Source organism: Candidatus Chloroploca sp. Khr17 (assembly GCF_004138165.1).
Classification (GTDB): domain Bacteria; phylum Chloroflexota; class Chloroflexia; order Chloroflexales; family Chloroflexaceae; genus Chloroploca.
Genome location: NZ_RYFF01000028.1, coordinates 58,337 through 80,816, shown reverse-complemented (window position 1 = coordinate 80,816; position 22,480 = coordinate 58,337). Strand labels below are relative to the sequence as shown.

The 22,480-nt window shown below is 59.2% G+C and carries 20 protein-coding genes and 1 pseudogene; 15 read left to right on the top strand and 6 right to left on the bottom strand.

Translation table 11 applies throughout. From position 1 onward, the window contains the following. The first annotated feature begins 251 nt into the window (after positions 1–251). The 9 genes from EKD05_RS16180 (at position 252) to dhaM (ending at position 11,801) form a co-directional block, all read left to right on the top strand. Positions 252–2,144: a sigma-54-dependent Fis family transcriptional regulator gene (locus EKD05_RS16180; protein ID WP_129674573.1), complete on the top strand. Its 1,893-nt coding sequence runs from the start codon at positions 252–254 to the stop codon at positions 2,142–2,144. A 490-nt stretch (positions 2,145–2,634) separates the two neighbouring features. Further along, positions 2,635–3,369, top strand: a complete 735-nt coding sequence (locus EKD05_RS16175; RefSeq protein WP_129674571.1) for an MIP/aquaporin family protein — start codon at positions 2,635–2,637, stop codon at positions 3,367–3,369. 25 nt (positions 3,370–3,394) lie between these two features. Continuing rightward, complete coding sequence (gene dhaK, locus EKD05_RS16170; RefSeq protein ID WP_129674569.1) at positions 3,395–4,396, top strand: dihydroxyacetone kinase subunit DhaK; 1,002 nt, start codon at positions 3,395–3,397, stop codon at positions 4,394–4,396. A 45-nt stretch (positions 4,397–4,441) separates the two neighbouring features. Continuing rightward, positions 4,442–5,080 (top strand): dihydroxyacetone kinase subunit DhaL, encoded by a 639-nt coding sequence (gene dhaL / locus EKD05_RS16165; RefSeq protein WP_129674567.1) that lies wholly within the window; start codon positions 4,442–4,444, stop codon positions 5,078–5,080. 117 nt (positions 5,081–5,197) lie between these two features. Then, positions 5,198–6,694: a glycerol kinase GlpK gene (gene glpK / locus EKD05_RS16160; RefSeq protein WP_129674565.1), complete on the top strand. Its 1,497-nt coding sequence runs from the start codon at positions 5,198–5,200 to the stop codon at positions 6,692–6,694. A gap of 109 nt (positions 6,695–6,803) precedes the next feature. After that, positions 6,804–8,507, top strand: coding sequence for an anaerobic glycerol-3-phosphate dehydrogenase subunit GlpA (gene glpA, locus EKD05_RS16155; RefSeq protein WP_129674563.1), 1,704 nt, complete (start codon positions 6,804–6,806; stop codon positions 8,505–8,507). Between the two features lie 4 nt (positions 8,508–8,511). Then, entirely contained in the window at positions 8,512–9,753 is a 1,242-nt protein-coding gene (gene glpB / locus EKD05_RS16150) for a glycerol-3-phosphate dehydrogenase subunit GlpB (protein WP_129674561.1), read from the top strand. 99 nt (positions 9,754–9,852) lie between these two features. Then, a complete protein-coding gene (locus EKD05_RS16145) occupies positions 9,853–11,079 on the top strand; it encodes an anaerobic glycerol-3-phosphate dehydrogenase subunit C (protein ID WP_129674559.1) in 1,227 nt (408 codons plus the stop codon). Next, complete coding sequence (dhaM, locus tag EKD05_RS16140) at positions 11,076–11,801, top strand: dihydroxyacetone kinase phosphoryl donor subunit DhaM (RefSeq protein WP_129674557.1); 726 nt, start codon at positions 11,076–11,078, stop codon at positions 11,799–11,801. The genes EKD05_RS16145 and dhaM overlap by 4 nt, the downstream gene beginning before the upstream one ends. Before the next feature lie 60 nt (positions 11,802–11,861). Here dhaM and EKD05_RS16135 read toward each other — a convergent pair whose 3' ends face one another. The 3 genes from EKD05_RS16135 to EKD05_RS16125 are packed head-to-tail and all read right to left on the bottom strand — an operon-like array spanning position 11,862 to position 14,141. Beyond that, positions 11,862–13,004, bottom strand: coding sequence for a hypothetical protein (locus tag EKD05_RS16135; protein WP_129674555.1), 1,143 nt, complete (start codon positions 13,002–13,004; stop codon positions 11,862–11,864). Then, complete coding sequence (locus EKD05_RS16130; RefSeq protein WP_129674553.1) at positions 13,001–13,618, bottom strand: DUF1405 domain-containing protein; 618 nt, start codon at positions 13,616–13,618, stop codon at positions 13,001–13,003. Before EKD05_RS16130 ends, EKD05_RS16135 begins: the two co-directional genes overlap by 4 nt. Before the next feature lie 4 nt (positions 13,619–13,622). Next, the gene (locus EKD05_RS16125; RefSeq protein ID WP_305038305.1) at positions 13,623–14,141 is read right to left on the bottom strand and encodes a DapH/DapD/GlmU-related protein; all 519 of its coding nucleotides are present in this window, start codon (positions 14,139–14,141) and stop codon (positions 13,623–13,625) included. Positions 14,142–14,738: 597 nt separating this feature from the next. Between EKD05_RS16125 and EKD05_RS16120 the strand changes: the two genes are divergently transcribed. From EKD05_RS16120 to EKD05_RS16105, 4 genes and pseudogenes are all read left to right on the top strand, one after another. Then, positions 14,739–15,983 carry an ABC transporter permease gene (locus EKD05_RS16120; protein ID WP_129674549.1) on the top strand — a complete coding sequence of 415 codons (1,245 nt, stop codon included), beginning with the start codon at positions 14,739–14,741 and terminating at the stop codon, positions 15,981–15,983. A 48-nt stretch (positions 15,984–16,031) separates the two neighbouring features. Continuing rightward, positions 16,032–16,238 (top strand): annotated as a pseudogene (locus EKD05_RS27230) (ATP-binding protein); the annotation flags it as partial. A gap of 30 nt (positions 16,239–16,268) precedes the next feature. Continuing rightward, positions 16,269–16,949 carry a Crp/Fnr family transcriptional regulator gene (locus tag EKD05_RS16110; protein ID WP_129674547.1) on the top strand — a complete coding sequence of 227 codons (681 nt, stop codon included), beginning with the start codon at positions 16,269–16,271 and terminating at the stop codon, positions 16,947–16,949. A gap of 132 nt (positions 16,950–17,081) precedes the next feature. Beyond that, positions 17,082–17,285 (top strand): DUF2892 domain-containing protein, encoded by a 204-nt coding sequence (locus EKD05_RS16105; RefSeq protein WP_129674545.1) that lies wholly within the window; start codon positions 17,082–17,084, stop codon positions 17,283–17,285. A gap of 57 nt (positions 17,286–17,342) precedes the next feature. Here EKD05_RS16105 and EKD05_RS16100 read toward each other — a convergent pair whose 3' ends face one another. Then, positions 17,343–18,068, bottom strand: coding sequence for a metal-dependent transcriptional regulator (locus EKD05_RS16100; protein ID WP_240695818.1), 726 nt, complete (start codon positions 18,066–18,068; stop codon positions 17,343–17,345). Positions 18,069–18,354: 286 nt separating this feature from the next. Here EKD05_RS16100 and surE point away from each other — a divergent pair, with 286 nt between their 5' ends. Next, on the top strand, positions 18,355–19,170 hold the full coding sequence (surE, locus tag EKD05_RS16095; RefSeq protein WP_129674542.1) for a 5'/3'-nucleotidase SurE: 816 nt from the start codon (positions 18,355–18,357) through the stop codon (positions 19,168–19,170). A gap of 55 nt (positions 19,171–19,225) precedes the next feature. Continuing rightward, a complete protein-coding gene (locus EKD05_RS16090) occupies positions 19,226–19,993 on the top strand; it encodes an inositol monophosphatase family protein (protein WP_240695817.1) in 768 nt (255 codons plus the stop codon). A gap of 261 nt (positions 19,994–20,254) precedes the next feature. Here the strand turns inward: EKD05_RS16090 and EKD05_RS16085 are convergent, their stop codons facing one another. After that, positions 20,255–21,007: an SURF1 family protein gene (locus tag EKD05_RS16085; RefSeq protein ID WP_129674540.1), complete on the bottom strand. Its 753-nt coding sequence runs from the start codon at positions 21,005–21,007 to the stop codon at positions 20,255–20,257. Between the two features lie 80 nt (positions 21,008–21,087). Beyond that, the gene (locus EKD05_RS16080) at positions 21,088–22,470 is read right to left on the bottom strand and encodes an O-antigen ligase (RefSeq protein ID WP_129674538.1); all 1,383 of its coding nucleotides are present in this window, start codon (positions 22,468–22,470) and stop codon (positions 21,088–21,090) included. Positions 22,471–22,480: the final 10 nt, after the last annotated feature.

The following is a 22,480-nucleotide window of genomic DNA, read 5'->3' as shown; positions in this document are numbered from 1 at the left end:
GTTTGACCTGCTCCGTCGCCGCGTCCTCGCTCGCGCTTCCTGAGCGACGCCTCCTGCACGGAAAGTGCGGGAGAGCCCTGGAATTGAACCCAATTGTACCATAAACCGGGGCAATGTTGCAACAGTACAAATGGTGCTGGTCGGTTGAGCGCCTACGGCGCTCAACCGACCAGTGTGAGCAAGGTGCCTGGCGACGCAACCCCGATGCAGTACAATAGATCTCGGGGCCTGGCGATTGATAAGGATGAAAAATGATGACCCCTCTTCTTCGTCATGCGTGGCAACGGTGCCTTGCCCGTGGGCAGGCCGTGGATCAACCGCTGACTGGGCAGGCGGCGCTGGATGCGCACCAACAGCACCTGCTGGCCTTGGCGCGTTCGTCAATTGAGGATTTGTATCAGTTGATCGAGCGTCCAGGGTTCGTGGTGTTGCTTGCTGATGCGTCAGCTTGTGTTGTTGAGCTTGCTGGTGATCCCGGGTTGCTTGAACTGGCGTTGCAGTGTGGTGTGCGCCCACTTGTCCAGTTAGAAGAGAGCGTTGCAGGCACAAATGCGGTCGACCTTGCGCTACGTGAGGCCCAGCCACTCTGGACGGTGGGTGATGAGCATTATCACCTGAGTCTACGCCCCCTTGCCCTCGCCGCCGCGCCTTTCTTTCGTGCCGAGGGCGATCCAATGGGGGTGATCGCACTCCTGATGGCCGCCCCGGATGCCCATCCCTATGCGCTCGGCATGGCGATTGCCGCTGCGCAGGCCCTGCAGAATCAGTTGCGTGCGGAACAGTTGCTTGCCGAAGCCAATGATCAACTGGCCGAACTCTATGCGGCGCTCGAGGCGATGAGCGAGGGCGTGATCTTTGTTGGCCCCAATGAAGAGATCCGGCGTATCAATAGCCACGCTGCCGGTCTGCTGGGGGTGAGTGTGCGGAGTGTGGCCGGACGTCCGTTTGTGACGGTGCTCAATCCACCGCCGCTCGTATATCAGGCGCTGCAGGAAGGGAGTGAGCTCGTCGAGCAAGAGGTGCTCTGGCCGGTGCGGAAGGGAGTCAACGGTCTGGTCTGCGCGTTGCGTCCGGTGCATGATTATGGCAGACGTTACCTCGGTGCCCTGGTGACGCTGCGCCCCACACAAAGCCTCCATCGGCTGGTGCATCGAGTCGTTGGGGCCGAGGCGCGCTTTACCTTTCGCGATATCATTGGGCAGAGTCCGGCGATGCTGGCGACGCTCCATCAGGCCCACCTGGCGGCGAATGGCTCGGGGAGCATGTTGCTGCGTGGTGAGGCGGGCGTCGGCAAAGAGGTGCTTGCGCAGGCGATCCATAATGCGAGTGCGCGTGCCGATGGGCCTTTTGTGGGCTTGAATTGTGCGGCGGTGCCACGACCGCTGCTCGCTGGTGAACTATTTGGCGTCGAGGGCGATCCGCTTGATGCCCGCCATCAGGGCCGTCCTGGTAAAATCGAACTCGCCCAGGCCGGGGTGCTCTATCTCGAAGATGTTGATGCATTGCCGATGGAGTTGCAAACGGGCCTGCTGCGAGCGATTGAGATGCGCCGGATGATGCGCAGTGGCAGTGTCCGGGTGGTACCCATTGATGTGCGCATTATTGCAACGGCTGGCAGCGATCTTGAACGCCATGTCTATGAAGGACGCTTTCGTGCCGATCTCTTGGCGCGTTTGTCAACCTTGGAAGTGGTGATCCCCCCGCTGCGCGAACGCGGCGATGATCTGCTGTTACTGGTGACCCATCTGCTGGGTCTGCTTGGTGAACGCCTAGGGCGGCAGGTGGCTTTGGAACCCGAGGCGCTGCATGCGTTGCAGGTCTATCCCTGGCCTGGCAATGTGCGCGAGCTTGAACTGGTGCTTGAGCGTGCGCTGTCGAGCAGCGAGAAGAGTGTGCTGACCCTTGATGATCTGCCGCCAGGCATTGCGCGGGGGGCCATGCCCCTTGATGGGCCGCCGATTGCACGGCTTGATGAACATAACCGCTTTACCGAGCGCGATGCTATTCTGCGGGCCGGACGCCAGGCCAGCGGCCATCTCGGACGTACCGCAGCGTTGCTTGGCATCAGTCGGGCGACGCTCTGGCGCAAAATGACCCGCTATGGCCTCGCCCGTGATGATTTTTGGACGGGCTTTGTGAAATAAAGTGCAACATGTTGTTGCAATAGTGAAACAGTTTTCAGGATAACTACGCTGTGCAAATGCTTGACGCTGCTAGGCCTGATCTGTTATGCTTGCTTTTGTCAGGCTCATCCTGGTATATCAACGCTGGCTATCTCTTGCAACTCAACGACGAGCGGCATCTTCTGCTTCTTCGCAGCAACATCTTTCTCGCTTACCGAGAGCTATCGTTGCAAGGATCTTCCTTCCGCTTGTCTCGTTGCACGAATGTGAGGGCAGCTTTTGCTCTGGAACCGATCAGGGTGATCGGAGCTAGCTTTGCCATGCCCAAAAGCTATCAAGTGTCTGTCCGAGAGGGGGTGAAAATCCACTGGTCGTAGGTTGACCGTGATGGTCACCATGTGGCGTGTCGGCCTTGCCAGCGCAAAGATCTGCTTTGCCCGGCGAAGTCCTGTATCAACGATGATTCGCACAGTCGCTGGTTTTCGTGTTTCATAGAAGAAGGACAGAACCTATGCCCTCCTCGTTTGTGGGTGAACTCTTTGGGACAATGATCCTCGTTTTGCTCGGCAATGGTGTGGTTGCGAACGTGGTCTTGAACCAAACCAAGGGCAATAGTGCTGGCTGGATTGTCATTACAACCGGCTGGGCTTTTGCGGTTATGGCCGGCGTTTTTACTGCTGCTGCGCTTGGTAGCCCCGGGGCTGATCTCAATCCTGCTGTCACCATTGCCGTGGTGGTGCGTGGTGGCTATGATGTGATGACTGGCCTGCTGCACATGGTTGCCCAGATGATTGGTGCCATCATTGGGGCGACGCTGGTCTGGGTAGCCTATCTGCCGCACTGGTCAGTGACCAAAGATCCTGGGGCCAAACTCGCCTGTTTCAGCACGGGTCCTGCCATTCGCAATCCCGCTTCGAACGTCGTCACTGAGATTATTGGTACCTTCGTCCTCGTCTTTGTAATTTTCGCGATCTTCAGCGCCAACGGTGCAACGGCCGGTTCGCCTGCTGCGGGTGTTGGTCCCTATCTTGTTGCTGCGCTTGTGTGGGGCATTGGCCTCTCGCTTGGTGGCCCGACGGGATACGCGATTAACCCGGCGCGTGACTTGGGTCCGCGCATTGCCCATGCGATTCTGCCGATTGCTGGCAAGGGCGACTCAGATTGGTCCTACTCGTGGGTGCCTGTGGTTGGCCCGCTGGTCGGTGGCGTGATTGCCGCTGTGCTCGCGATGGCTTTGGGAATGTAAACGACGTTGCAAGAGGAGATCTTGTATGAAGAAGTTGATCAATGCACCCGAGCAGGTTGTCAAAGAGGCGCTCGCGGGCATGGCTGATGCCCATGCCGATCTGTTGACGGTGCATTACGACCCCGATTTCATCGTGCGCGCTGATGCGCCGATTGCCAATAAGGTCGGTCTGGTCTCGGGTGGCGGCTCGGGTCACGAGCCAATGCACGGTGGTTTTGTCGGCAAGGGCATGCTTGATGCCGCTTGCCCCGGGGCGGTCTTTACCTCGCCGGTGCCCGATCAGATGCTGGCGGCCACCAAGGCGGTCAGTGCGGGCAAGGGTGTTTTGCACATTGTCAAGAACTATACCGGCGACGTGATGAACTTCGAGATGGCTGCTGAACTGGCGGCTGCCGAGGGCATTGAGGTTGCCAGTGTGGTGACGAATGATGATGTCGCCGTCAAAGATAGTCTCTATACCGCCGGACGCCGCGGTGTTGGCGTGACGGTGCTGATGGAGAAGATTGTCGGGGGCGCTGCCGAGGCGGGGGCCGATCTCGCCGCGATCAAACGCCTGGCCGAGAAGGTCAATGCCCACGGGCGGAGCATGGGTATGGCGCTCACCAGTTGTGTGGTGCCTCACGCCGGCAAGCCAACCTTCGATCTGCCCGACGATGAGATGGAGATTGGCATTGGCATTCACGGTGAGCCTGGTCGTACGCGGGTGAAGGTGGGCCATGCCGCCGATATCGCCGCGATGCTGGCTGCGCCAATTCTTGAGGATCTGCCGTTCAAGCAGGGCGACCACGTGCTGGCGTTTGTCAATGGCATGGGGGGCACACCGCTGATCGAGCTCTATCTGATGTACAACGAACTGCATAAGATCCTGGCAGGCCAGGGGATCACAATTAGTCGCAGACTGATCGGGAGCTATATTACCTCGCTTGAGATGGCCGGCTGCTCGTTCACGTTGCTCAAGTTGGATGATGAGTTGACGAAGTTTTGGGATGCTCCCGTGCTGACGCCTGCGCTCCGTTGGGGTTATTAACGTCAGCGTATGCCGGGTCACAACAACGGTAAGGTAGAGGTAGCTATGCAGATCACAGCCGATCACGTCATCAAGTTCATCGAAACGATCACCATGCGCGTGAAAGAACAACGCGACTATCTGACCCAACTCGACTCGGCGATTGGTGATGCCGATCATGGCGTGAACCTTGATCGCGGTTTTACGACCGTGTTGACCAAGCTGCCGAGTGTGGCGGATAAGGATATTGGGACGATCCTCAAGACCGTTGGCACAACGCTGGTTTCGACGGTGGGCGGGGCGAGTGGACCGCTCTATGGTACGGCGTTTCTGCGGGCAGGTATGGCGTCGGCTGATCGCTTCGAGTTGACCGTGGATGATCTCGCGGTCGTCATCGAGGCGGCGCTTGAGGGTATTCAGGCTCGTGGCAAGTCGACACGGGGTGAAAAGACAATGATTGATGCGATCGGGCCGGCGGTTGATGCGCTGAAAGCGGCACGCGCTGCCGGTGATGATCTGCTAACGTCGTTGCGCAAGGCTGTCGCGGCCTGTCAGGCCGGGATGGAGGCGACCATTCCGATGCTCGCCACCAAAGGCCGTGCGTCATACCTCGGCGAGCGATCGATCGGTCATCAAGACCCTGGGGCAACCTCGGCTTTTCTGATGGCCCAGGCGCTGCTTGAGGTGCTGGAAGCTTCACAATAGTATGCTGAGAAGGGTGTGCAGGGGTCGTCGCTACGGCTGAAGGCACCTGCTGCCCTCGCTAAGCACAAACTGGTCTGGCTTTGTATGGCCAGGCTACAGACAAAGGAGTCTTTTCGTATGACAAAGTATGTCGCTGCAATTGACCAGGGGACGACGAGTACGCGGTGTATGATCTTTACGTACGATGGCAAGGTCGTGAATGTCGATCAGCGTGAGCATACGCAGATCTTTCCGCAGCCCGGTTGGGTTGAGCACGATCCCGATGAGATTTGGCAGCGCACGCAGGGCGTGATTATCGGGGCGCTCGAAAAGGCCTCGCTCGCGGCCAGCGATCTTGCGGCGGTTGGCATTACCAATCAGCGCGAGACGACGGTGGTCTGGAATCGCAAGACGGGCAAGCCGGTCTACAATGCGATTGTCTGGCAGGATACACGTACCGATCAGTTGGTCAATATGTTTGCGAAGGATGGCGGCCAGGATCGCTTCCGGGCGAAGGTTGGTCTGCCCCTGGCAACCTATTTCTCGGGCCCGAAGATCCGCTGGATCCTCGACAATGTTGAGGGTGCGCGTGCGGCTGCCGAAGCCGGTGAGCTTTTCTTTGGCAATATGGATACCTGGGTGGCATGGAATCTCACCGGCGGGGTCGAGGGCGGTCTCCATATTACCGATGTCTCGAATGCATCGCGGACGATGCTGATGAACATGGAGACGCTCGATTGGGATGATGAGATCCTCGGGATTATGGGTGTTCCACGTTCGATGCTCCCGCAGATCCGTTCATCGAGCGAGGTCTATGGCGCTTGCCGTGGGGTGCTCAGTGGGGTGCCGCTGGCGGGCATTCTCGGTGACCAGCAGGCGGCGACAGTGGGCCAGGCCTGTTATAGCCCCGGCGAAGCCAAGAACACGTATGGTACCGGCAACTTTATGTTGCTCAATACCGGCACGAGTCTTGTTCATTCCAAGAGTGGTCTGTTGACGACGCCAGCCTATAAGTTTGGCAATGAGCCGGCGATCTGGGCGCTTGAGGGGTCGATTGCCGTCACTGGTTCGCTCGTGCAGTGGATGCGCGATAACCTCGGCATGATCAATACCGCCCCCGATGTCGAGAATCTGGCGCGTACCGTTAAAGACAATGGCGGCATGTATATTGTGCCCGCCTTCTCGGGGCTCTTTGCCCCCTACTGGCGCTCGGATGCCCGTGGCGTCATGGTTGGTCTGACCCGCTTTATCAACAAGGGCCATATTGCCCGGGCTGTGCTCGAGTCGACGGCCTATCAGACCCGCGAAGTCCTTGATGCGATGGAGAAGGACTCGGGTGTGACGCTCAAGGAACTCAAGGTTGACGGTGGCATGGTCTACAACAATCTGCTGATGCAGTTCCAGGCCGATATCCTCGGCGTGCCGGTGGTGCGCCCGATGGTCGCCGAGACGACGGCGCTCGGGGCAGCCTATGCGGCTGGCCTCGCGACGGGCTACTGGAAGAATACCGACGAAATGCGGGCCAACTGGGGCATGGATAAGCGTTGGGAACCCCAGATGGGCGCCGATCAGCGTGATACGCTCTTTACGCAGTGGAAGAAGGCGGTGACCCGCACTTTCGACTGGATCGAGTAACCTGCCGGTGTGGTGAGCCAGGGTCGCCTGGCTCACCACGCGCTGATCGCGTCGGAGCTAGCTCCTATTTCCTATTTCCTATTTCCTTGTCTAACGCCGGGAAAAGCTTATGCGAACAATAGAGACAGATGTGCTGGTGATTGGCGGCGGGGCGACAGGAACGGGGTGTGCGCGTGACCTAGCGATGCGTGGCATCAGGACGATTCTGGTCGAGAAGGGTGATCTGACCCACGGTACGACCGGACGTTACCACGGTTTGCTCCATTCGGGGGGGCGTTATGTCACGAAAGATCCCCAGTCTGCGACCGAGTGTGCCCGCGAAAATGTGGTGTTGCGCAAAATTATGCCCCATTGTCTTGAAGATACGTCTGGCTTTTTTGTGACGACCCCATGGGATGACCCGGCGTATGGCGATGTCTTTGTGAAGAATTGCCGCCTCACCGGTGTCCCCGTGCAAGAGCTTTCGGTACAAGCGATGTTGCGCCGCGAGCCGCTGCTCAATCCGCAGATTTCGCGTGTCTTTGAGGTGATGGATGGCTCGGCGGACTCGTTTCTTGCCACTCGCTCAACGGCGTTGTCAGCCGAGGAGTATGGCGCTCAGATCTGGACCTATCACCATGTCGTTGATCTGGTGCGCGAGGGTGATCGGGTGACCGGGGCGGTCGTGGAGGATCTGCGCAATGGCGAGCGGATCGGCATTCTGTGTGCATGTGTGCTCAATGCGGCCGGGGCGTGGGCTGGCAAGATTGCGGCGATGGCCGGGGTGACAGTGACGGTGCTGCCGGGCAAAGGCACGATGGTGGCAATGAACCATCGCATGGTCAATACGGTGGTCAATCGGTGCAAATTGCCCGATGATGGCGACATCATTGTGCCGATCCATACCGTGGCGGTGATCGGGACGACCGATGTGCATGTGCCTGATCCCGATGTCTATGGCATCGAGCCTGATGAGATCCAGTTTATGCTTGCTGAGGGTGACAAACTGATCCCCGGTTTTAGCCAGTACCGTGCATTGCGCGCCTGGGCCGGCGTGCGGCCCCTCTACAAGGATCGTGATGTAGCCAACGATCGTGATATCCCACGCACCTTCAAATTGCTCGATCACGCCGAGCGCGACGGTGTCGAGGGGATGCTCTCCATTGTTGGTGGCAAATGGACGACGTATCGCCTGATGGCGGAAGAGTCGGTTGATGCGCTTGCCAAGCGCCTGGGCAATACGCGACCCTGTCGTACTGCCGAGGAGCCGCTGCCGCTCCCGCCGACCGAACATCAGACGACCTTTCGCCCGCCGGTTCGCACGACTGGCCCCGGAGCGAGTGTTGCCGCCGAGGTTGAAGCCCTGCAGCACGCCCCGCTCTACTGGCTTGGCAAGCATCTATCTGAGGTCGAGCACGAGCAGAGTTTTGCCGATCTGATCTGTGAATGCGAAATGGCCTCGCGGTCGCGGGTGCTGGCGGCGATTGATGCCGGAGCCAAGAACCTTGATGATATTCGCCGTGATGTGCGGATGGGCATGGGGCCGTGCCAGGGTGGCTGGTGCATCTATCGTACGACAGCGCTGCTCTTTGAGCGTCGTGGTGAGGATGGGCTCAGCCATGCCAACAGCAACGACGCCCTGTTGCACTTCTTGCAGGCGCGGTGGAAGGGCCTGGTGCCAGTGCTCTGGGGGGATCAGTTGCGGCAGGCACGCCTCGATGAGTTGATCTATGTTGGCGTGCTCGGGGCGGATCGGCTCCGCCCAATTGCCGAACAGGGTGGTGGGCTGGTGACCGATAATCCCGCAGTCGCAACCGAGTATGTGAAGGCGTAGTAGCATGAACTATGAGACGATCGTCATAGGGGCGGGCCTCGCTGGGATGATGGCGGCCCTGGGGCGGGCCGAACGCGGCGAGCGCGTGATGGTGCTTGCCAAAGGGCATGGGAGCACCCACTGGGCGGCTGGATGCCTTGATCTGTTCGCCGAGGCTGATGATCCGCTGGGGGCCATCAATCAATTGGTGCAAACAAGGCCTGCGCATCCTTATGCCCTGGCGGGGGTGGCAGCGCTCGAACAGGCTCTCGCACGGGTACGCGGTGTGGCCGAGGCTGTCGGTTATCCGCTGGTTGGCAATGCCGGACGCAACCTCTTGATGCCGACGGCCCTGGGTGCCTTGCGTCCGACCGCATTTGTGCCCGCCACCATGGTCAATGGCGAAGCGCGTCAACTCGGCGATGGTCGTCCGACCTTGATTGCCGGCCTGCACGAGCTCCGTGATTTTTTTCCGCCTTTGATCGCAGCGAACCTGCGTGCGCAGGGGTATGCTGCCGAGGGCGTCTATCTTGAGTTGCCTCCGGTTGAGCGTGCGCACGACTTTAGCCCGGTGGTGGTGGCGCGCCTCTTTGAGCGTCCGGCGTTTCGGGCTGCGCTCGGGCGGCAACTGGCGGCCCTGGTGCGCAAGGGTGGCTATGCCCGCATCGGCTTGCCGGCGGTGCTCGGGTTGTACAACGCCGTCGAGGTGGTACGCGAGCTGCAGGCACTCAGTGGGGCGCTGATCTTTGAAATCCCAACCTTGCCAACCTCGGTGCCGGGGATGCGGCTCTTCCATGCCTTTGAGCAGGCGTTGACGAAAGCTGGGGCGCGCCTGCAGATCGGTGGCTGGGTTTTACGCGGTGAAGGTTCGAACCCGCATCTTCACGCTGTCTTCAGCGAAGCGGCGGCGCGTGAACAGCGCCATCTGGCGCGGCGGTGGGTGCTGGCAACCGGCGGCGTGATGGGCGGTGGTCTGCGGGCCGAGCATACCGGGGTCGTGAATGAAACGGCCCTCGGTTTGCCGGTGCGGACGCCCTCTGGCCGTAGTGATTGGTTTCAGGCCCGTTTTCTCGATGAAGCGGGGCACCCGATCTTCCGTGCGGGCATTGCCGTTGATGCACAATTGCGCCCGCTTGACGCGGCTGACCAGATCGTCTACACCAATGTTGCCGTGGTGGGTTCGGCGTTAGCCGATTTTGATCCCATTCGGGAAGGCTGCCTTGAAGGCGTTGCGCTTGCCACGGGGTTTGCCGCCGGGCAACTGTGAGACGGCGGGTTTTGGATGGATCATAGAGTGCCAGGGGCACGTGCACTAGCGACGCACCGGCCCGAGATGGCAATGAAAGCGCATAGATAGGCGTACGCAATGGATCATATTGAACTCTCTCTTACGCAGTCGCTCGATCACTGCATCAAATGCAATATCTGCACTTCGGCATGCCCCGTGGCTGCGGTCACTGATGCCTTTCCGGGGCCAAAGTATGTTGGCCCGCAGGCGCAGCGGTTCCGCCACGAGGGGCAGCCCGTGCCCGATGCTTCGGTCGACTACTGTTCAGGTTGTCGCGTGTGCAATCAGGTCTGCCCCACGGGGGTGAAGATTGCCGAGTTGAATGCACGGGCGCGGGCCCAGATTGTTGCGGAACGTGGTTTGCCTTTGCGTAACTGGCTGGTTGCCCGCGCTGGCCTGGTCGGTCGGATGAGTTGTGGGCCACATGCGCCGCTGCTGAATTTTGGGCTCAGATTAACACCAGCGCGCTGGGCCGTCGAGAAGGTGATCGGCATTCATCGCAAAGCCCCGCTGCCTGCGTCGAGTACCTATACCTTCCGGGCGTGGTTCCGCAAGCATCGCGCCCCAACAACAGCACGGCGTCAGGTCGCCTTCTTCCACGGCTGCGCCACCAATTTTTATGAGCCGCATGTTGGCAAAGCGGCGATCGCGGTGCTGGAACACAATGGCTTCGAGGTATTGCTGCCAAAACAGCAGTGCTGTGGCCTGCCGCTGATCTCGAATGGTGACTTCAAAGCGGCCACGAGCGCCCACGAAGCCAATGTGCAGGCCCTGGTAAGCTATGCCCGCCAGGGCATCCCGATTGTCGGCACAAGCACGAGTTGCACGCTCACGCTCAAAGAAGAGGCCCCCGAGATTCTGGCGCTGCATAGCGAAGATGTGCAGATCGTCGCGGCGGGAACCTACGACATCTTTGAGTTTCTGCGCAGCCTGGCCGAACGGGGCGAGCTGAAGACGGACTTTCGTCCAATCGAACGGCATCTGCCCTACCATCAGCCGTGTCAATACCGGGCGCATCGCCTTGGCAGCCCGGCGATGGATGTTCTGAGCCTGATCCCTGGGCTGGTGCTCGAAGAGAGTCATGCCGAGTGTTGCGGCATTGCCGGAACCTACGGCTTGAAGCAAGAGAAGTATCAGATTGGCATGGACGTAGGCGCGAAGCTCTTTGACATGGTCAAACGCTCTGGTTCCGATCTAGCGCTTTGTGACAGTGAGACCTGCCGCTGGCAGATCACCCATGCGACCGGGGTTGCCAGTAAACACCCGATTGAAATCCTCGCCGAAGCATATGGTCTTGAACTATGATTGGCTTGCTTATTATCTCACACAGTGCCGCGATCGCCCAGGGGGTCAAAGAACTTGCTGGACAGATGGCGCAGGGCAAGGTGCTGATTGCCGCCGCTGGCGGCACGCACGACGGTCAGCTTGGAACATCGGTTGATTTGATCAACGCGGCGCTTGAAACACTTCGCGGCAGTGATGGGGTGCTGGCACTAGTAGACATGGGCAGTGCCGTGATGAGCGCCGAGATCAGCCTGGAACTGAGTGGGCTACCCTTTCTCTTGAGTGGTGCGCCGCTCGTTGAAGGTGCGCTGATGGCGGCGGTCGAAGCGTTGCATCCCGGTGCCAATCTGGCGCGCGTGGCGACAGCTGCGATGCGGGCGCTCGAGTCGAAGAATATCCCTGAGCATGCTCCTGCGTTGATGCCCGCAAAGGCAGCCGTGGTGGAGCCTGAGCCGGCCACGAACAGCGCCGAGACGACCCTCATTGTGCGCCATATGCACGGCCTGCACATGCGCCCAGCAGCCAGTTTTGTGCAACAGGCAACCAAGTTTACCAGCACCGTGCGCGTGCGCAACCTCGACCGCCCCGAGCGACCCGAAGGCAATGCCAAGGCGATGCTCGATATTATGAAGATCGGCCTCTCGACCAACCAGCGCCTCTATATTCGTGCCGAAGGCGACGACGCCGCCGAAGCGATAGACGCCTTGGCCCGCCTGGTTGAAGGGAATTTTGGCGAGGGGTAAGTGAGACCTCACAGGTCTTGAAGACCTGTGAGGTCTCTTGGCACTACTACAGACTACTCATTACACTAGGCGCTTCTCTTGGAGCCGTCGCTGCAACGCGGTAGACTTTGCATACGGGGCAATGACTTCGGCCAGTTTTGTGTCAAACGTCGCCCGCTTCTGCTGATGGATCGCCAGTTCGCGAAGCTCGACCAGGTACCCCACACTCTCTTCGTAGCTGCTTGCCGTACGTTTGGCAAGCAAGGTTGCAATCTGTTCCCAGACCGCATCCTCGCGCTGAGCGAGAGCGTCGAGCCGTGCGAGCCGTGCCTGCGCTGCTGCTTCGCGTTCGCGCTGAATGCGCCGTGAGCGCGCGACTTCAGCGCTCGCTTGGAGTTCAGCGAAGGTGCGTTGCGGCCCAATGGGCACTGCCATGCTGGAAGCACGGCCCACCTCGCGGAGGCGACGGCGCAGGGCAACCCCAACATGAGCTTCGCCCTGCACCACGCTCAACAAGAAGGCATTGCGTTCCTCTTCGGGTAACAGTGGAATCCAAGCGTCCAGGGGTTCTTCATGCAGCGTCAGCGCTGGACTCTGCTCGGCGGCGGCGGCAATGAGATCGCGATCGATCTCAAAGAACTCGACCAACGCCTGCAGCGCTTCATCGAGTTGGCCTAGTCCCGCAGGGACAGGCGGCTCAACCAAAGGCTCGGCAGCGTCATCTTCCTCCTCCATCAACCACCCGGCCCGCTCGTTGGCAGCGCGGAGCCAGTAGAGATAGAGTGCGCGCAGATCACCTTGCAGCAGCGCCTCACGGAGCGGGATCAAGGGATCAAGCAAACCTTCGCCTTCGATCCAACCATAGCCCTCTTGCTCATTCAGTTCCAGGTTGAGCAGCATGTGGGTGGACATTACCGTTACTTGTGCGGAACAACCCTCCTCGGTATCGAGCAGATAGGGCTGAAGTTGTTTAGGATCAAGGGCGTTTTTGGGGAAGCGAAACGCCAATTGCTTGGAACCCCAATTGGCAATATAGAGCAACGCATCAAAGTGTTGCTCAAGCACCTTCAGCGGCTCACCACGAAAGTCGCTATACGCGTAGTTGAAAATCGCCCGCGTTGCACTCAGTTCAACGCGACTGGAGAGTTGGCGCATGGCAGCCTTCTGTTGGGCGGTGAGAGGGCGGTCAATGGTTTGGAACTCATAGTACTGATATTCGCTCATAGCTTCTTCTCTAATACCTCCATGTACGTGGGAAGGAGCAGCAGGGCCAGGCCGAGCAGCGTGGTCAGGCCTGTTGCGACCCAGAAGACGAACGCAACGGGCACAGCGTAGGTGAGCGGGGGGTGATGCCCCAGGCCATAATCAACCCAGATCGAGAGCGCAAACCAGCCGATGATGCTCAGGCGGACAGGCAGCCTCAGCGAACCAATGCGGAGAGCGAGCAGCACGCCCTCGGCGGTGAGCCCTATGTGTGAGACGAAGAGCATGAGTTCGAGCGGTTCAAACGCGCCGACAACTGACCAGTGGCGAAGCCAGAAGGCGAGTGTCCAGAGGCCATATTTAATACATGCAAAGGCAGCAAAGGCATTGAACCAGCCCCAGGAGCGCCCATAGCGTAACCCGAGAAAAGCGATAGTAGCCCAGAGGGCCGCCGCAGGGCAATCAGGAATAAAGAGCCAGGCCCACCAGGGCGCAGCCGCCAGTTGCGGCCCGTACCAGATCCACCCCCCCCAGACAACCCCGACCAGGTTGGCCCCCATCGCTGACCAGAAGAGCAGCGGTTGACGTAAAATAAGATCTAAAATCCAGTGAAGTAGGCGTAAAAAATGTTGCATAGTGCTAGCGTAAAGGGCGAATTGGAATTCCACCAACAAACGCGCCGGGCGGAACATCGCGATTGACCAGGCTCATCGCCGACACGGTGGCCCCATCGCCGATGACGACCCCTGGCAAAATGGTACAGTTGGCCCCGATCGTGACATCACGACCAATAACGACTGGCCCCCGTCGCCAAGCGTGACGGGTAACCTCGTGACAAAGAATGGTTGAATTATAGCCGATGATGCAATCCTCGCCGAGGGTCACATCCTCGGGGAAGAAGATATCGAACATGACCATTAAGCCCACCGAGGCATGCGGAGCAACCCGCATCCCGAGGCGACGGTAGAGCATGTTTTTCACGGGCATCCAGGGCATGTACCGGGCCAGTTGGATCAAGACCGCATTGCGTGTGACCCGTGCATAGCCCCCTGTTACCTGCCGATAATACCAGAGCGCATTATGTAAACCTGGCGAGGATGAAATGTTGAGACGGGCCTTGCGTCCTGATGGCTTATCGTTTACGTTATCGTCGCTCACACACAACTCCTCTTCTTACCTTCCTGGGAGCGCGGGCGGGCCGCCCGCGCTCCTAAGACCTCACAGGTCTTGAAGACCTGTGAGGTCTTACACCCCCAGGGCTGATGCAACGTCAGCTCTCCGGGGTCACCGTCGCCGTCAACGGCTCGGCTCCTGCGTGCCAAGCCTGCCTGCGCGGGCTGGATGAGGCCGCGCAGGCGGCCTTCGCGAACCGTAGCCGAGGGCTGATGGTCTTCCCGAAATGAATTCGGTCTCGCCCGCGAAGGCGGGCTTCGCTTCACCTAGCCGAGGGCTTTAGCCCCAATACTTTGCAAATAAGCTCACGCGAAGGCGCGAAGGCGCGAAGGGTTCGCTCACCTACGCGAAAACCTTTGCGCCTTTGCGTCAAACCAACCGCCTTATTTGCAAAGTATTGGCTTTAGCCCCACGGCATCAGGCGCATAGCGGATCATTTCCTGTAAAACCATCAGCCCGACGGTGCTCCGGTCAGGTGGACGTTGCATCAGCCCTGTCTGCTCACCCCCCCACGCATGCTTGCTGCGGATCTCATGGTATCATAACATCAGCACCGCTTCTGCACCGAAAGGATCACAGGTCATGCCAGAGCGTCGTCGGGGCGTGACACGGCGTCAGGTTATCGCCGTCGGGTTTACCCTTCTGGGTCTGCTCATCGTTCTTGGGAACTTCTCTGAACTCGGCGTTGAGCCAGCAGTGACGACGAGGCTCACCTTTGGGATCCCTAATCTCGTGCTCGAGTTGCCGACAGCGTTGTCGCTGATTCTCATCGGGTTGGCCTGGCTTATCGCCGGGGTTGTCGCCCTTGTACCGAGGCGTGATCGCCTGGGCAACTGGGGGCTCTGGAGTGGGGCGGCCCTGATTTTGCCGGCGATTTTAATCTGGGCTGCGGCGGGTAAGCAGACGAATGCGGCAAGCCTTGTTGGTGAGTCGTTACGCCTCGCGACCCCGATTGCCCTTGGTGCGCTGGCCGGGATTTATGCCGAGCGCTCGGGGGTTATCAATATTGCAATCGAAGGGATGATGTTGACCGGCGCGGCTTTTGGCTTTGCCGCCTTTGTCTTTACCGGAAACATCTGGTTGGGCGTGGCGACTGCCGTCATGCTCGGCTCGATGATGGCCTTGATCCATGGGGTGCTATCGATCAGCCTGCGCACCGATCAGATTATCAGTGGCACCGTCATCAATATTCTCGCGATTGGCGTGACCGGGTATTTGCGACGCCAGTTCATTGTTGATTCAAGTGGGGGCCGGGTCACGTTGCCGCAAATTTCGGTTCCGTTGCTGAGCGAGATTCCCATCATTGGCCCTCTCTTCTTTGTGGGCAAGCCGATCTTCTTTACGATGGTTGTGCTGGTACTCCTCACGCATGTGGTTCTCTTTTATACGCGCTGGGGCCTCCGCATGCGTGCCGTTGGAGAGAATCCGAAAGCTGCTGATACGGTGGGGATTAACGTGATCCGGACGCGCTATCTCAACCTGGCCCTCAGTGGAGCCATTGCCGGGCTTGGTGGGGCCTGGTTTTCGCTTGAAACGGTCGGCAGTTTTGATGACGGCATGACGGCTGGCAAAGGCTTTATTGCGCTTGCGGCGATGATTTTTGGTAAATGGACACCCTTCGGGGCCTTTGGGGGGGCGTCACTCTTTGGTTTTTCTGAGGCTCTCGGGATCAGGTTTCAGATTTTGAATGTCGAGGTATTCGATGTCCCAGTCCCAACCCAATTCTTGCAATTGTTGCCGTACCTCGTCACGATGGTTGTGCTCGCTGGTCTGATTGGCCGTGCGGTTGGGCCGGCTGCGGTCGGCAAACCCTACGACAAACAATGATCCGGGCCTGGGCATTTCTGCCGACGCGCTCCCGCATCTCTTTTTGAGAAATTCCGTCAGGTTCATCGGCGTGGCACAGCCAACGAGTATGGCAGTGGGCGCGGCCTGGGGATTGTGCATCAACTCGTTGATCTGCACGGCAGAACGGTTGAGGTGACGAGTGTGTTTGATCAGGGTTCGGCCTTCGTGGTGCGCATCCCTATTGCACCAACCCCGTTGTGCGACCATGTTGCGCAGACTCGCTCGATGCGATAGCTTGAGGAGTTAAGAAAGAAAACTAAACGCATGATTACCGAGGCTCAATGGACTGAGGCGGTTGCGCTTCTGCCCTTTCTGGCCCATCCAGACGCAGCGATCACCCGTGCGTTTCGCCATGAAGCAATGCTGATGCGGTTGCCTGAGGGGGTCACGATCTTTAGCGAAGGCGATGCCTGTACGTCGTTTTCTATTCTGCTGAGTGGGCAAGTACGGGTGTTTAAGATCGGGGAGACCGGGCGCGAGCTGACGCTGTATCGGCTGGCCCGTGGTGAGAGCTGCATTCTGACGGCAAGTTGCTTGCTCAGCGAACGTCAGTTTCCGGCCATTGCGACGGTTGAGCAGGTGGTCGAGGCTTTTGTTATTCCGCAGACGAGTTTTCAGGGATGGATGGATACGTATCCCGCGTGGCGGGCCTATGTCTTTCAACTGATTGCGCAACGGTTGTCGACCGTGATGGCCGTCGTTGATGAGATTGCCTTTCGGCGTCTTGATGTGCGCATTGCCCAGTTTTTATTGCGGGGAAGTGACCCGAGGCAGGCGACGCTCAACCTTACGCATCAGCAGATTGCCGTCGAGCTTGGCACCTCGCGTGAGGTCGTTAGTCGTATTCTGGCCGATTTTGTTGACGACCGCATGGTTCGGGTCGCCCGGGGGAGTGTGACGATTCTTGATCGCCAGGCCCTGGCCGAACGGGCTGAGGCGAATTGAGGAAGATGAGCATCGGCGCAAGGCCAACGAATCTGCGGAATGGGGCTCCTTCGGTGACATTGTCACTGACAGATGAGGAGGCGTGGGTGTATACTCATCCTCACAAGCATACAAAAGAGAAGGAGCACGTTGATGCAACAGAATATGGGAACGATTGATCGTGGAATTCGGGTCGCGCTAGCGGTTGTTGTTGGTCTCTTAATTGTCACTGGTCAGATCAGCGGTTGGCTGGCAATTATCCTCGGCATCCTGGCCGTGGTCTTTGTCGCAACGAGTGTGATCAGCTTCTGCCCACTCTACCTGCCGTTCGGCATTCGCACCGGCTCGCGTAAATAAGTTTTGGTGGTTCGGTTGGGGCAGCTTTGCTGCCCCAACCGAACCATCTGAAATTGTTCATGTAATCAAGGCACTGTCACCCCAGACGACGGCGGCTACCTCGGGTGAGACGGTGATATTCTGGTTGCAGCGCCGTAACGTGACGCCATAAACCGGTGACGTATCGGGGATGAAACACTGGGTTCCGGGGGTGAGGCTGTTGAGTTCGAGGTAACGCATCAGATCAACCTGAGCTTCAGCTTCTTCAGCAATGCGCTGGATCGTAAACATCGTACCGACAGTGGCCGTATCAAGCCGTACATCACCAACGTAGGTCTGACTGCGCCCTGGGATGGGGTTACCGTGTGGGCAGCTCGTCACTGGCCCAACGAGGCTAAAAACGCGCTCGGCCAGAATGGGCGAGAGCACGCGCTCAAGGCGGGCGGCTTCAACATAGAGCAGATGCCAGGGGATGCCGACCACACTCGCGAGAAAGTGTTCAAGCACCCGCTGGCGCTGGACAATCTCTTCGGCCAGTTTCTGGCCCTGGCTCGTGAGGGTGATCTGGTTGCGTTCGTCACGCAGAATGAAGCCCTTGTCAACCAGTTGTTGGAGCGCGTGGCTCACCGTGGGCGGTTGCACGCCAAGCCGACGACCGAGTGAAGCGGCAATGACGGGCTCATCACTCTGGGTGAGTGCATAAATAAGCTCGAGATAGTCGCGCTCTTTATCAGTCGGCCCGCCAGAACTGGCTAACGTGCGCGTGCGCTGATGCGCACGTTTCGCCATCGCAGGATCTCCCATAATTGCTTCCTTCCAGCGGTGCGTGCCGAATACTTGACTCATCTGCGGATCGACAGCTTCCACAGCCTGCACATATGCCCGCCTGGATCGATGCCGGTAGCCAGAGCGGAGGGATCGCTCGCGCTGTAGTGTTTCGGCTTCAAACTACTTTTAGTATAGCATGCCGATCTCTTTGAGGCAATAGTAGCGCTTACAGACAGAACGCGGTATTATAGGAAGAGGTTCACGCCGAGGTGCTACCTTGGCGTGCATTTTGTTTTTTCTTCACCAGAAGGAGCGGAGGGCAATGCAGATACTGGTGGTGAATGATGATGGCATCGCGAGCGTCGGTCTGTGGATGCTCGCTGCGGCCCTGCGTGATGCCGGCTTGGGCAGCGTCACGATTGTGGCCCCTGAGGTTGAGCAGAGCGGGACGAGTATGGCGTTGCCGATGCAGCGCGAGTTGACGATGAAGCCTGCGCAACCCCTTGCCCCTGAATACGCTGGTATTGCGGCGTACACAGTGAATAGCACACCAGTCGGTTGTGTGCTCGCCGGAGTACGAGCTTTCCCTGGTGATGGCCCTGACGTGGTCGTCTCGGGAATCAACCGTGGGCTCAATACAGGTACCAATGTCTTGCTGAGTGGCACAGTTGGCGCGGCGATGTTTGCGGCCTTCTGGGGCATGCCCGCTCTGGCGGTTTCGCAGATGTTCATCGGTGACGCACCGATGCCCTGGGCAACCGCGACGTGGGCGGCGGTGCAGACCTTTCCGTTGCTTGAGCGTGTCCGTGGGCAAGGGCCACTGGTACTGAATGTCAACGTGCCCCACGTGCATGACCTGGCTGATGTACGTGGGTTTCGCCAGACGGAGTTGTCGGCTTTTTTCTATGGCGATGTGGTTGAATTAGATGTCGCCGTACCCGTTGATACTCCCGAAGAGCGCCATCTTGGCATACGGTTTGTGCGTGAGCGGGTGCCTGCGTTTGCCCCCTCGAGCGACGATGGCGCGGTTCGCGAGGGGTATGTTTCGGTCACACCCTTGACCCCGACAACGGCAGCCTGTTTCGATCTGTCGGCTGCGCTGCAAGACTTGACATCTGAGCCAAGAGGCAGGAGTTAAAGGAGCCTGGAACCTTCCCTTCGCATAAAAAGGCTTGCCTGAAAGTGAGCGCACTGTGAGTGAGATTGCCATCGATGCGGTACGTGAGTGGGTGGCTGAAGCTGGTGTCCTTGCAATGAGTTACTTTAATAATGTGCAGGCCCAGCGGAAAGCTGATCTGAGCCTGGTGACCCAGGCAGATCTTGAGATTGAGCATATGCTGCGTGAGCGCATTACGGCTCGGTATCCTGATCATGGCATTATTGGCGAAGAGCATGGGAGCGGGGACACTGATCGCGAGTATGTCTGGTGCCTTGATCCGATTGATGGCACGGGGGCTTTTGTGGCGGGCCTGCCGACCTGGTGTGTCTCGGTCGGGCTGCTGCGCCATGGTCAACCCTACCTCGGGGTCATTTTGTTACCGATTCTCGGTGATTGCTACTGGGCTGATGCCACTGGCCCCGCGTTTCGCAACGAGTTGCCGATCACCGTCAGTCAGGTGACCTCGATTGATCCCAACGACTGGATGAGCGTTTCATCGTATGTGCATCGCCAATTTCGGCTCTGTTTTCCTGGCAAAACGCGGGTGTTGAGCAGTGTCGCGGCTGATTGTTGTTATGTTGCCCGTGGGAGTTCGGTTGGGGCATTGATCGGGCGTGCGAACCTCTGGGATCTGGCGGCGGGTTTTGCGATTCTGCGTGCCGCTGGTGCGGTAGTAATGGGCCTCAGTGGCGCACCCGTCGATGTGCCGGCGCTCCTGGTGCAACACCGCCTACCCGAGCCAATTATCCTGGCCCCGCCCCAGTTGATCGACAAACTCCTTGGGTATATTGCATGTGTGTGAGGGGCTGGTGCCTACGGCACCAACCCCTCACACCCGGTGACGGGCCCGGGTACCTTTGGCCGCGCCCACCCGGTGACGGGCCCGGGTACCAGCGGCCAGCCGCGCCCACCCGGTGACGGGGTCGGGCACCAGCGGCCCAGCCGCGCCCACCCGGTGACGGGGTCGGGCACCAGCGGCCCAGCCGCGCCCACCCGGTGACGGGGTCGGACACCAGCGGCGCCAATCCCTCACCCACGGTGAAGGTGCCGAGGCCGCAGGCGTCTATGTTGTCGCGTAGCGCTGCAATTCCTGGCGGATCAAGATGGTGTAGACCACGATCATCATTCCGGCGAAGGTGAACCATTGCAGGGCATAGCCGAGGTGTGGCCCTTCGTCGAGCTGGCGGGGATCGGGGGGGCGCGGGAGGGTCGCTGCGTCAGCCGTGGGGAGGACTTCGATGTAGAGCGGGAGCAGTGGTATGCCAACCTGTTGTTGGAGACCGGCGACATCAACGCGTACCCAAGCTTCAACCCGTGTTTCACCTGGCAAGGGCAAGTCGCGTGGGGCAAGCGGCGAGTCGGGGCGTACCTGCGGTGCCCAGGCAAATCCTTCGAGTGTGACTTCACGAGCGACCGCATAGCCCGCCAGGTCACTCGGACTCCGCTGGTTGCTCGGCAGCCAGCCCCGGTCAACAAGAATAGCCGCTTCGTTGCCACTGAGTTGGAGTGGGGTGAGCAAGTGGACTCCATCAACCCCACTGTCTGAGCGCCGCCCTCTGAGCACGACACTCTCTTCATTGCGATAGGTTCCTGTGACCCGTACTTTGCGGCCGATCAGCGCTGCGAGGTCGGGTTCGGTACCGGTGATGGTCAGAGGAGCCTGATCGAGCAAGGCAATGCGTTCGGCATTGGCACTACGGCGTTCGTCGAGGCGCAGCAACTGCCAGATACCAAGGCTTACGAGGGTGATAAAGATCGTGAGCGCAAAGAGATGTTTAGGAATCCATGCGCCACGGAGTAAAGGATGTGTATGCATAGGTACAGTATACCGCAAGCATATGGCTTGCATTGCTTGCCATCGGGGGTACGCGGTATGCTGCCGACCGGGGGCGACCTTTATGCACCATCAGCAGTCGCAGCTTGCGGCGGGCGCGCAAAGGTTAAGCGCAGTACGGCAATGGCGGCCCCCCAGAGCACCCAGATCAGAATGGCGGGGCGCACCATCCCCCAGGTGACGGCATCAAAGATCCCGTGGACAAGCATGGCAGCCTGGGCGGCAATGAGCCCGGCGGCAAAGCCGGTGGCAAAGCGATCATTGACATCAATGGCGCGCTGAAAAGCATGCAACGCCGCGCCGATCACCACAAAGAGTGTCGCTAACCAGGCGAGCAAGCCCGGGATGCCAAGATCGACGCCGACCTGGAGCACCAGATTATGGGCATGATCCTGTACCTCTACCTTTTCAAAAGGATAATACTGCTCTACGGCAGGGTAATAGAGTCCCATCCCGACCCCAGTGACGGGAAAATCGCGGATCAAGCGGATCGCTCGATCCCAGAGCTCTATCCGGGCGGGGAGATCACGATCAGTCACGCGATCAACATCAGGAATTTGCGCCGTGATCAGTTCGCGATACGGGATCTGATCAGGTGCCCCATAGACCTCGATCAAGCGACCCTGGCCGACCATCACCACAAAGAAGAGCACGATCATCCCGGCAAAGACGAGGCGGCGCGCATAGAGATAGAGCATCAGCAAGACGACCAGCGCCGCGCCAAGCCCAAGCAACGCCCCCCGTGACTGAGTGAGCAAGAGCATCGCGCCAATTGGGGCCAGAATGGCCAACCAGGGCAAACTCAGCCACCAGAGCCCGCGCAGGTTGAAGAAGAGCGGGGCTGCGATCACGGGGAAGAGCACCGCCAGATAGCCGGCCATCACATTGGGATTGACACTATCTTCAAGCAACGGCGCGACCTCAGGTGGAATGCGCTCATTCAGATAATTGGCCACCACCGTCAGATCAAGCTCGTAGGGCGCATCGGAAGGTTGTCCATAGACCTCGGGGGGAATGAACGGCAACTTGGTTGACATCCATGTCACACTAATGGTAGCGCCTAGGGTCAAGACCACCCCGGTGAGCATGAGGCCAAAGGTAAGGAGGCCAAAGTGGAAATGGCTCACGGCCCAATTGACCAGCGCATAAAAGAGCGCCATGCCAAGCAGCAGGCGCATCACCTGAACCTCTGTGATCGCCGGCTGCTCCGAGATCGTCAGGCTAAAGAGGGCCATCGAGGCAAGGGCCAGGATCGTGAGATCGGCGGGCGTGCGCACACTCGGCACCCCCAGGGCAAACCAGCGCAACGCGAGGCCCGCGAGGGCGACACCGAGCGCCAGCGGAAAGACCTGCTCGGTCGCGACACTGAGCGCGGCCACTGCCGCCACCGCAACAAAATCCAGACCGATAAGATGACGAGCAAGCCAGCGCAAAAAGGCGATCATACAGGTACTA

Bases quoted from the DNA above. Each gene is read 5' to 3' on its own strand.
- glpK (WP_129674565.1), top strand. From the start codon at position 5,198: ATGACAAAGTATGTCGCTGCAATTGACCAGGGGACGACGAGTACGCGG.
- EKD05_RS16175 (WP_129674571.1), top strand. From the start codon at position 2,635: ATGCCCTCCTCGTTTGTGGGTGAACTCTTTGGGACAATGATCCTCGTT.
- surE (WP_129674542.1), top strand. From the start codon at position 18,355: ATGCAGATACTGGTGGTGAATGATGATGGCATCGCGAGCGTCGGTCTG.
- EKD05_RS16145 (WP_129674559.1), top strand. From the start codon at position 9,853: ATGGATCATATTGAACTCTCTCTTACGCAGTCGCTCGATCACTGCATC.
- EKD05_RS16120 (WP_129674549.1), top strand. From the start codon at position 14,739: ATGCCAGAGCGTCGTCGGGGCGTGACACGGCGTCAGGTTATCGCCGTC.
- dhaK (WP_129674569.1), top strand. From the start codon at position 3,395: ATGAAGAAGTTGATCAATGCACCCGAGCAGGTTGTCAAAGAGGCGCTC.
- glpB (WP_129674561.1), top strand. From the start codon at position 8,512: ATGAACTATGAGACGATCGTCATAGGGGCGGGCCTCGCTGGGATGATG.
- EKD05_RS16130 (WP_129674553.1), bottom strand. From the start codon at position 13,618: ATGCAACATTTTTTACGCCTACTTCACTGGATTTTAGATCTTATTTTA.
- glpA (WP_129674563.1), top strand. From the start codon at position 6,804: ATGCGAACAATAGAGACAGATGTGCTGGTGATTGGCGGCGGGGCGACA.
- EKD05_RS16135 (WP_129674555.1), bottom strand. From the start codon at position 13,004: ATGAGCGAATATCAGTACTATGAGTTCCAAACCATTGACCGCCCTCTC.
- EKD05_RS16080 (WP_129674538.1), bottom strand. From the start codon at position 22,470: ATGATCGCCTTTTTGCGCTGGCTTGCTCGTCATCTTATCGGTCTGGAT.
- dhaL (WP_129674567.1), top strand. From the start codon at position 4,442: ATGCAGATCACAGCCGATCACGTCATCAAGTTCATCGAAACGATCACC.
- EKD05_RS16110 (WP_129674547.1), top strand. From the start codon at position 16,269: ATGATTACCGAGGCTCAATGGACTGAGGCGGTTGCGCTTCTGCCCTTT.
- EKD05_RS16180 (WP_129674573.1), top strand. From the start codon at position 252: ATGATGACCCCTCTTCTTCGTCATGCGTGGCAACGGTGCCTTGCCCGT.
- EKD05_RS16085 (WP_129674540.1), bottom strand. From the start codon at position 21,007: ATGCATACACATCCTTTACTCCGTGGCGCATGGATTCCTAAACATCTC.
- dhaM (WP_129674557.1), top strand. From the start codon at position 11,076: ATGATTGGCTTGCTTATTATCTCACACAGTGCCGCGATCGCCCAGGGG.
- EKD05_RS16105 (WP_129674545.1), top strand. From the start codon at position 17,082: ATGCAACAGAATATGGGAACGATTGATCGTGGAATTCGGGTCGCGCTA.
- EKD05_RS16100 (WP_240695818.1), bottom strand. From the start codon at position 18,068: ATGGGAGATCCTGCGATGGCGAAACGTGCGCATCAGCGCACGCGCACG.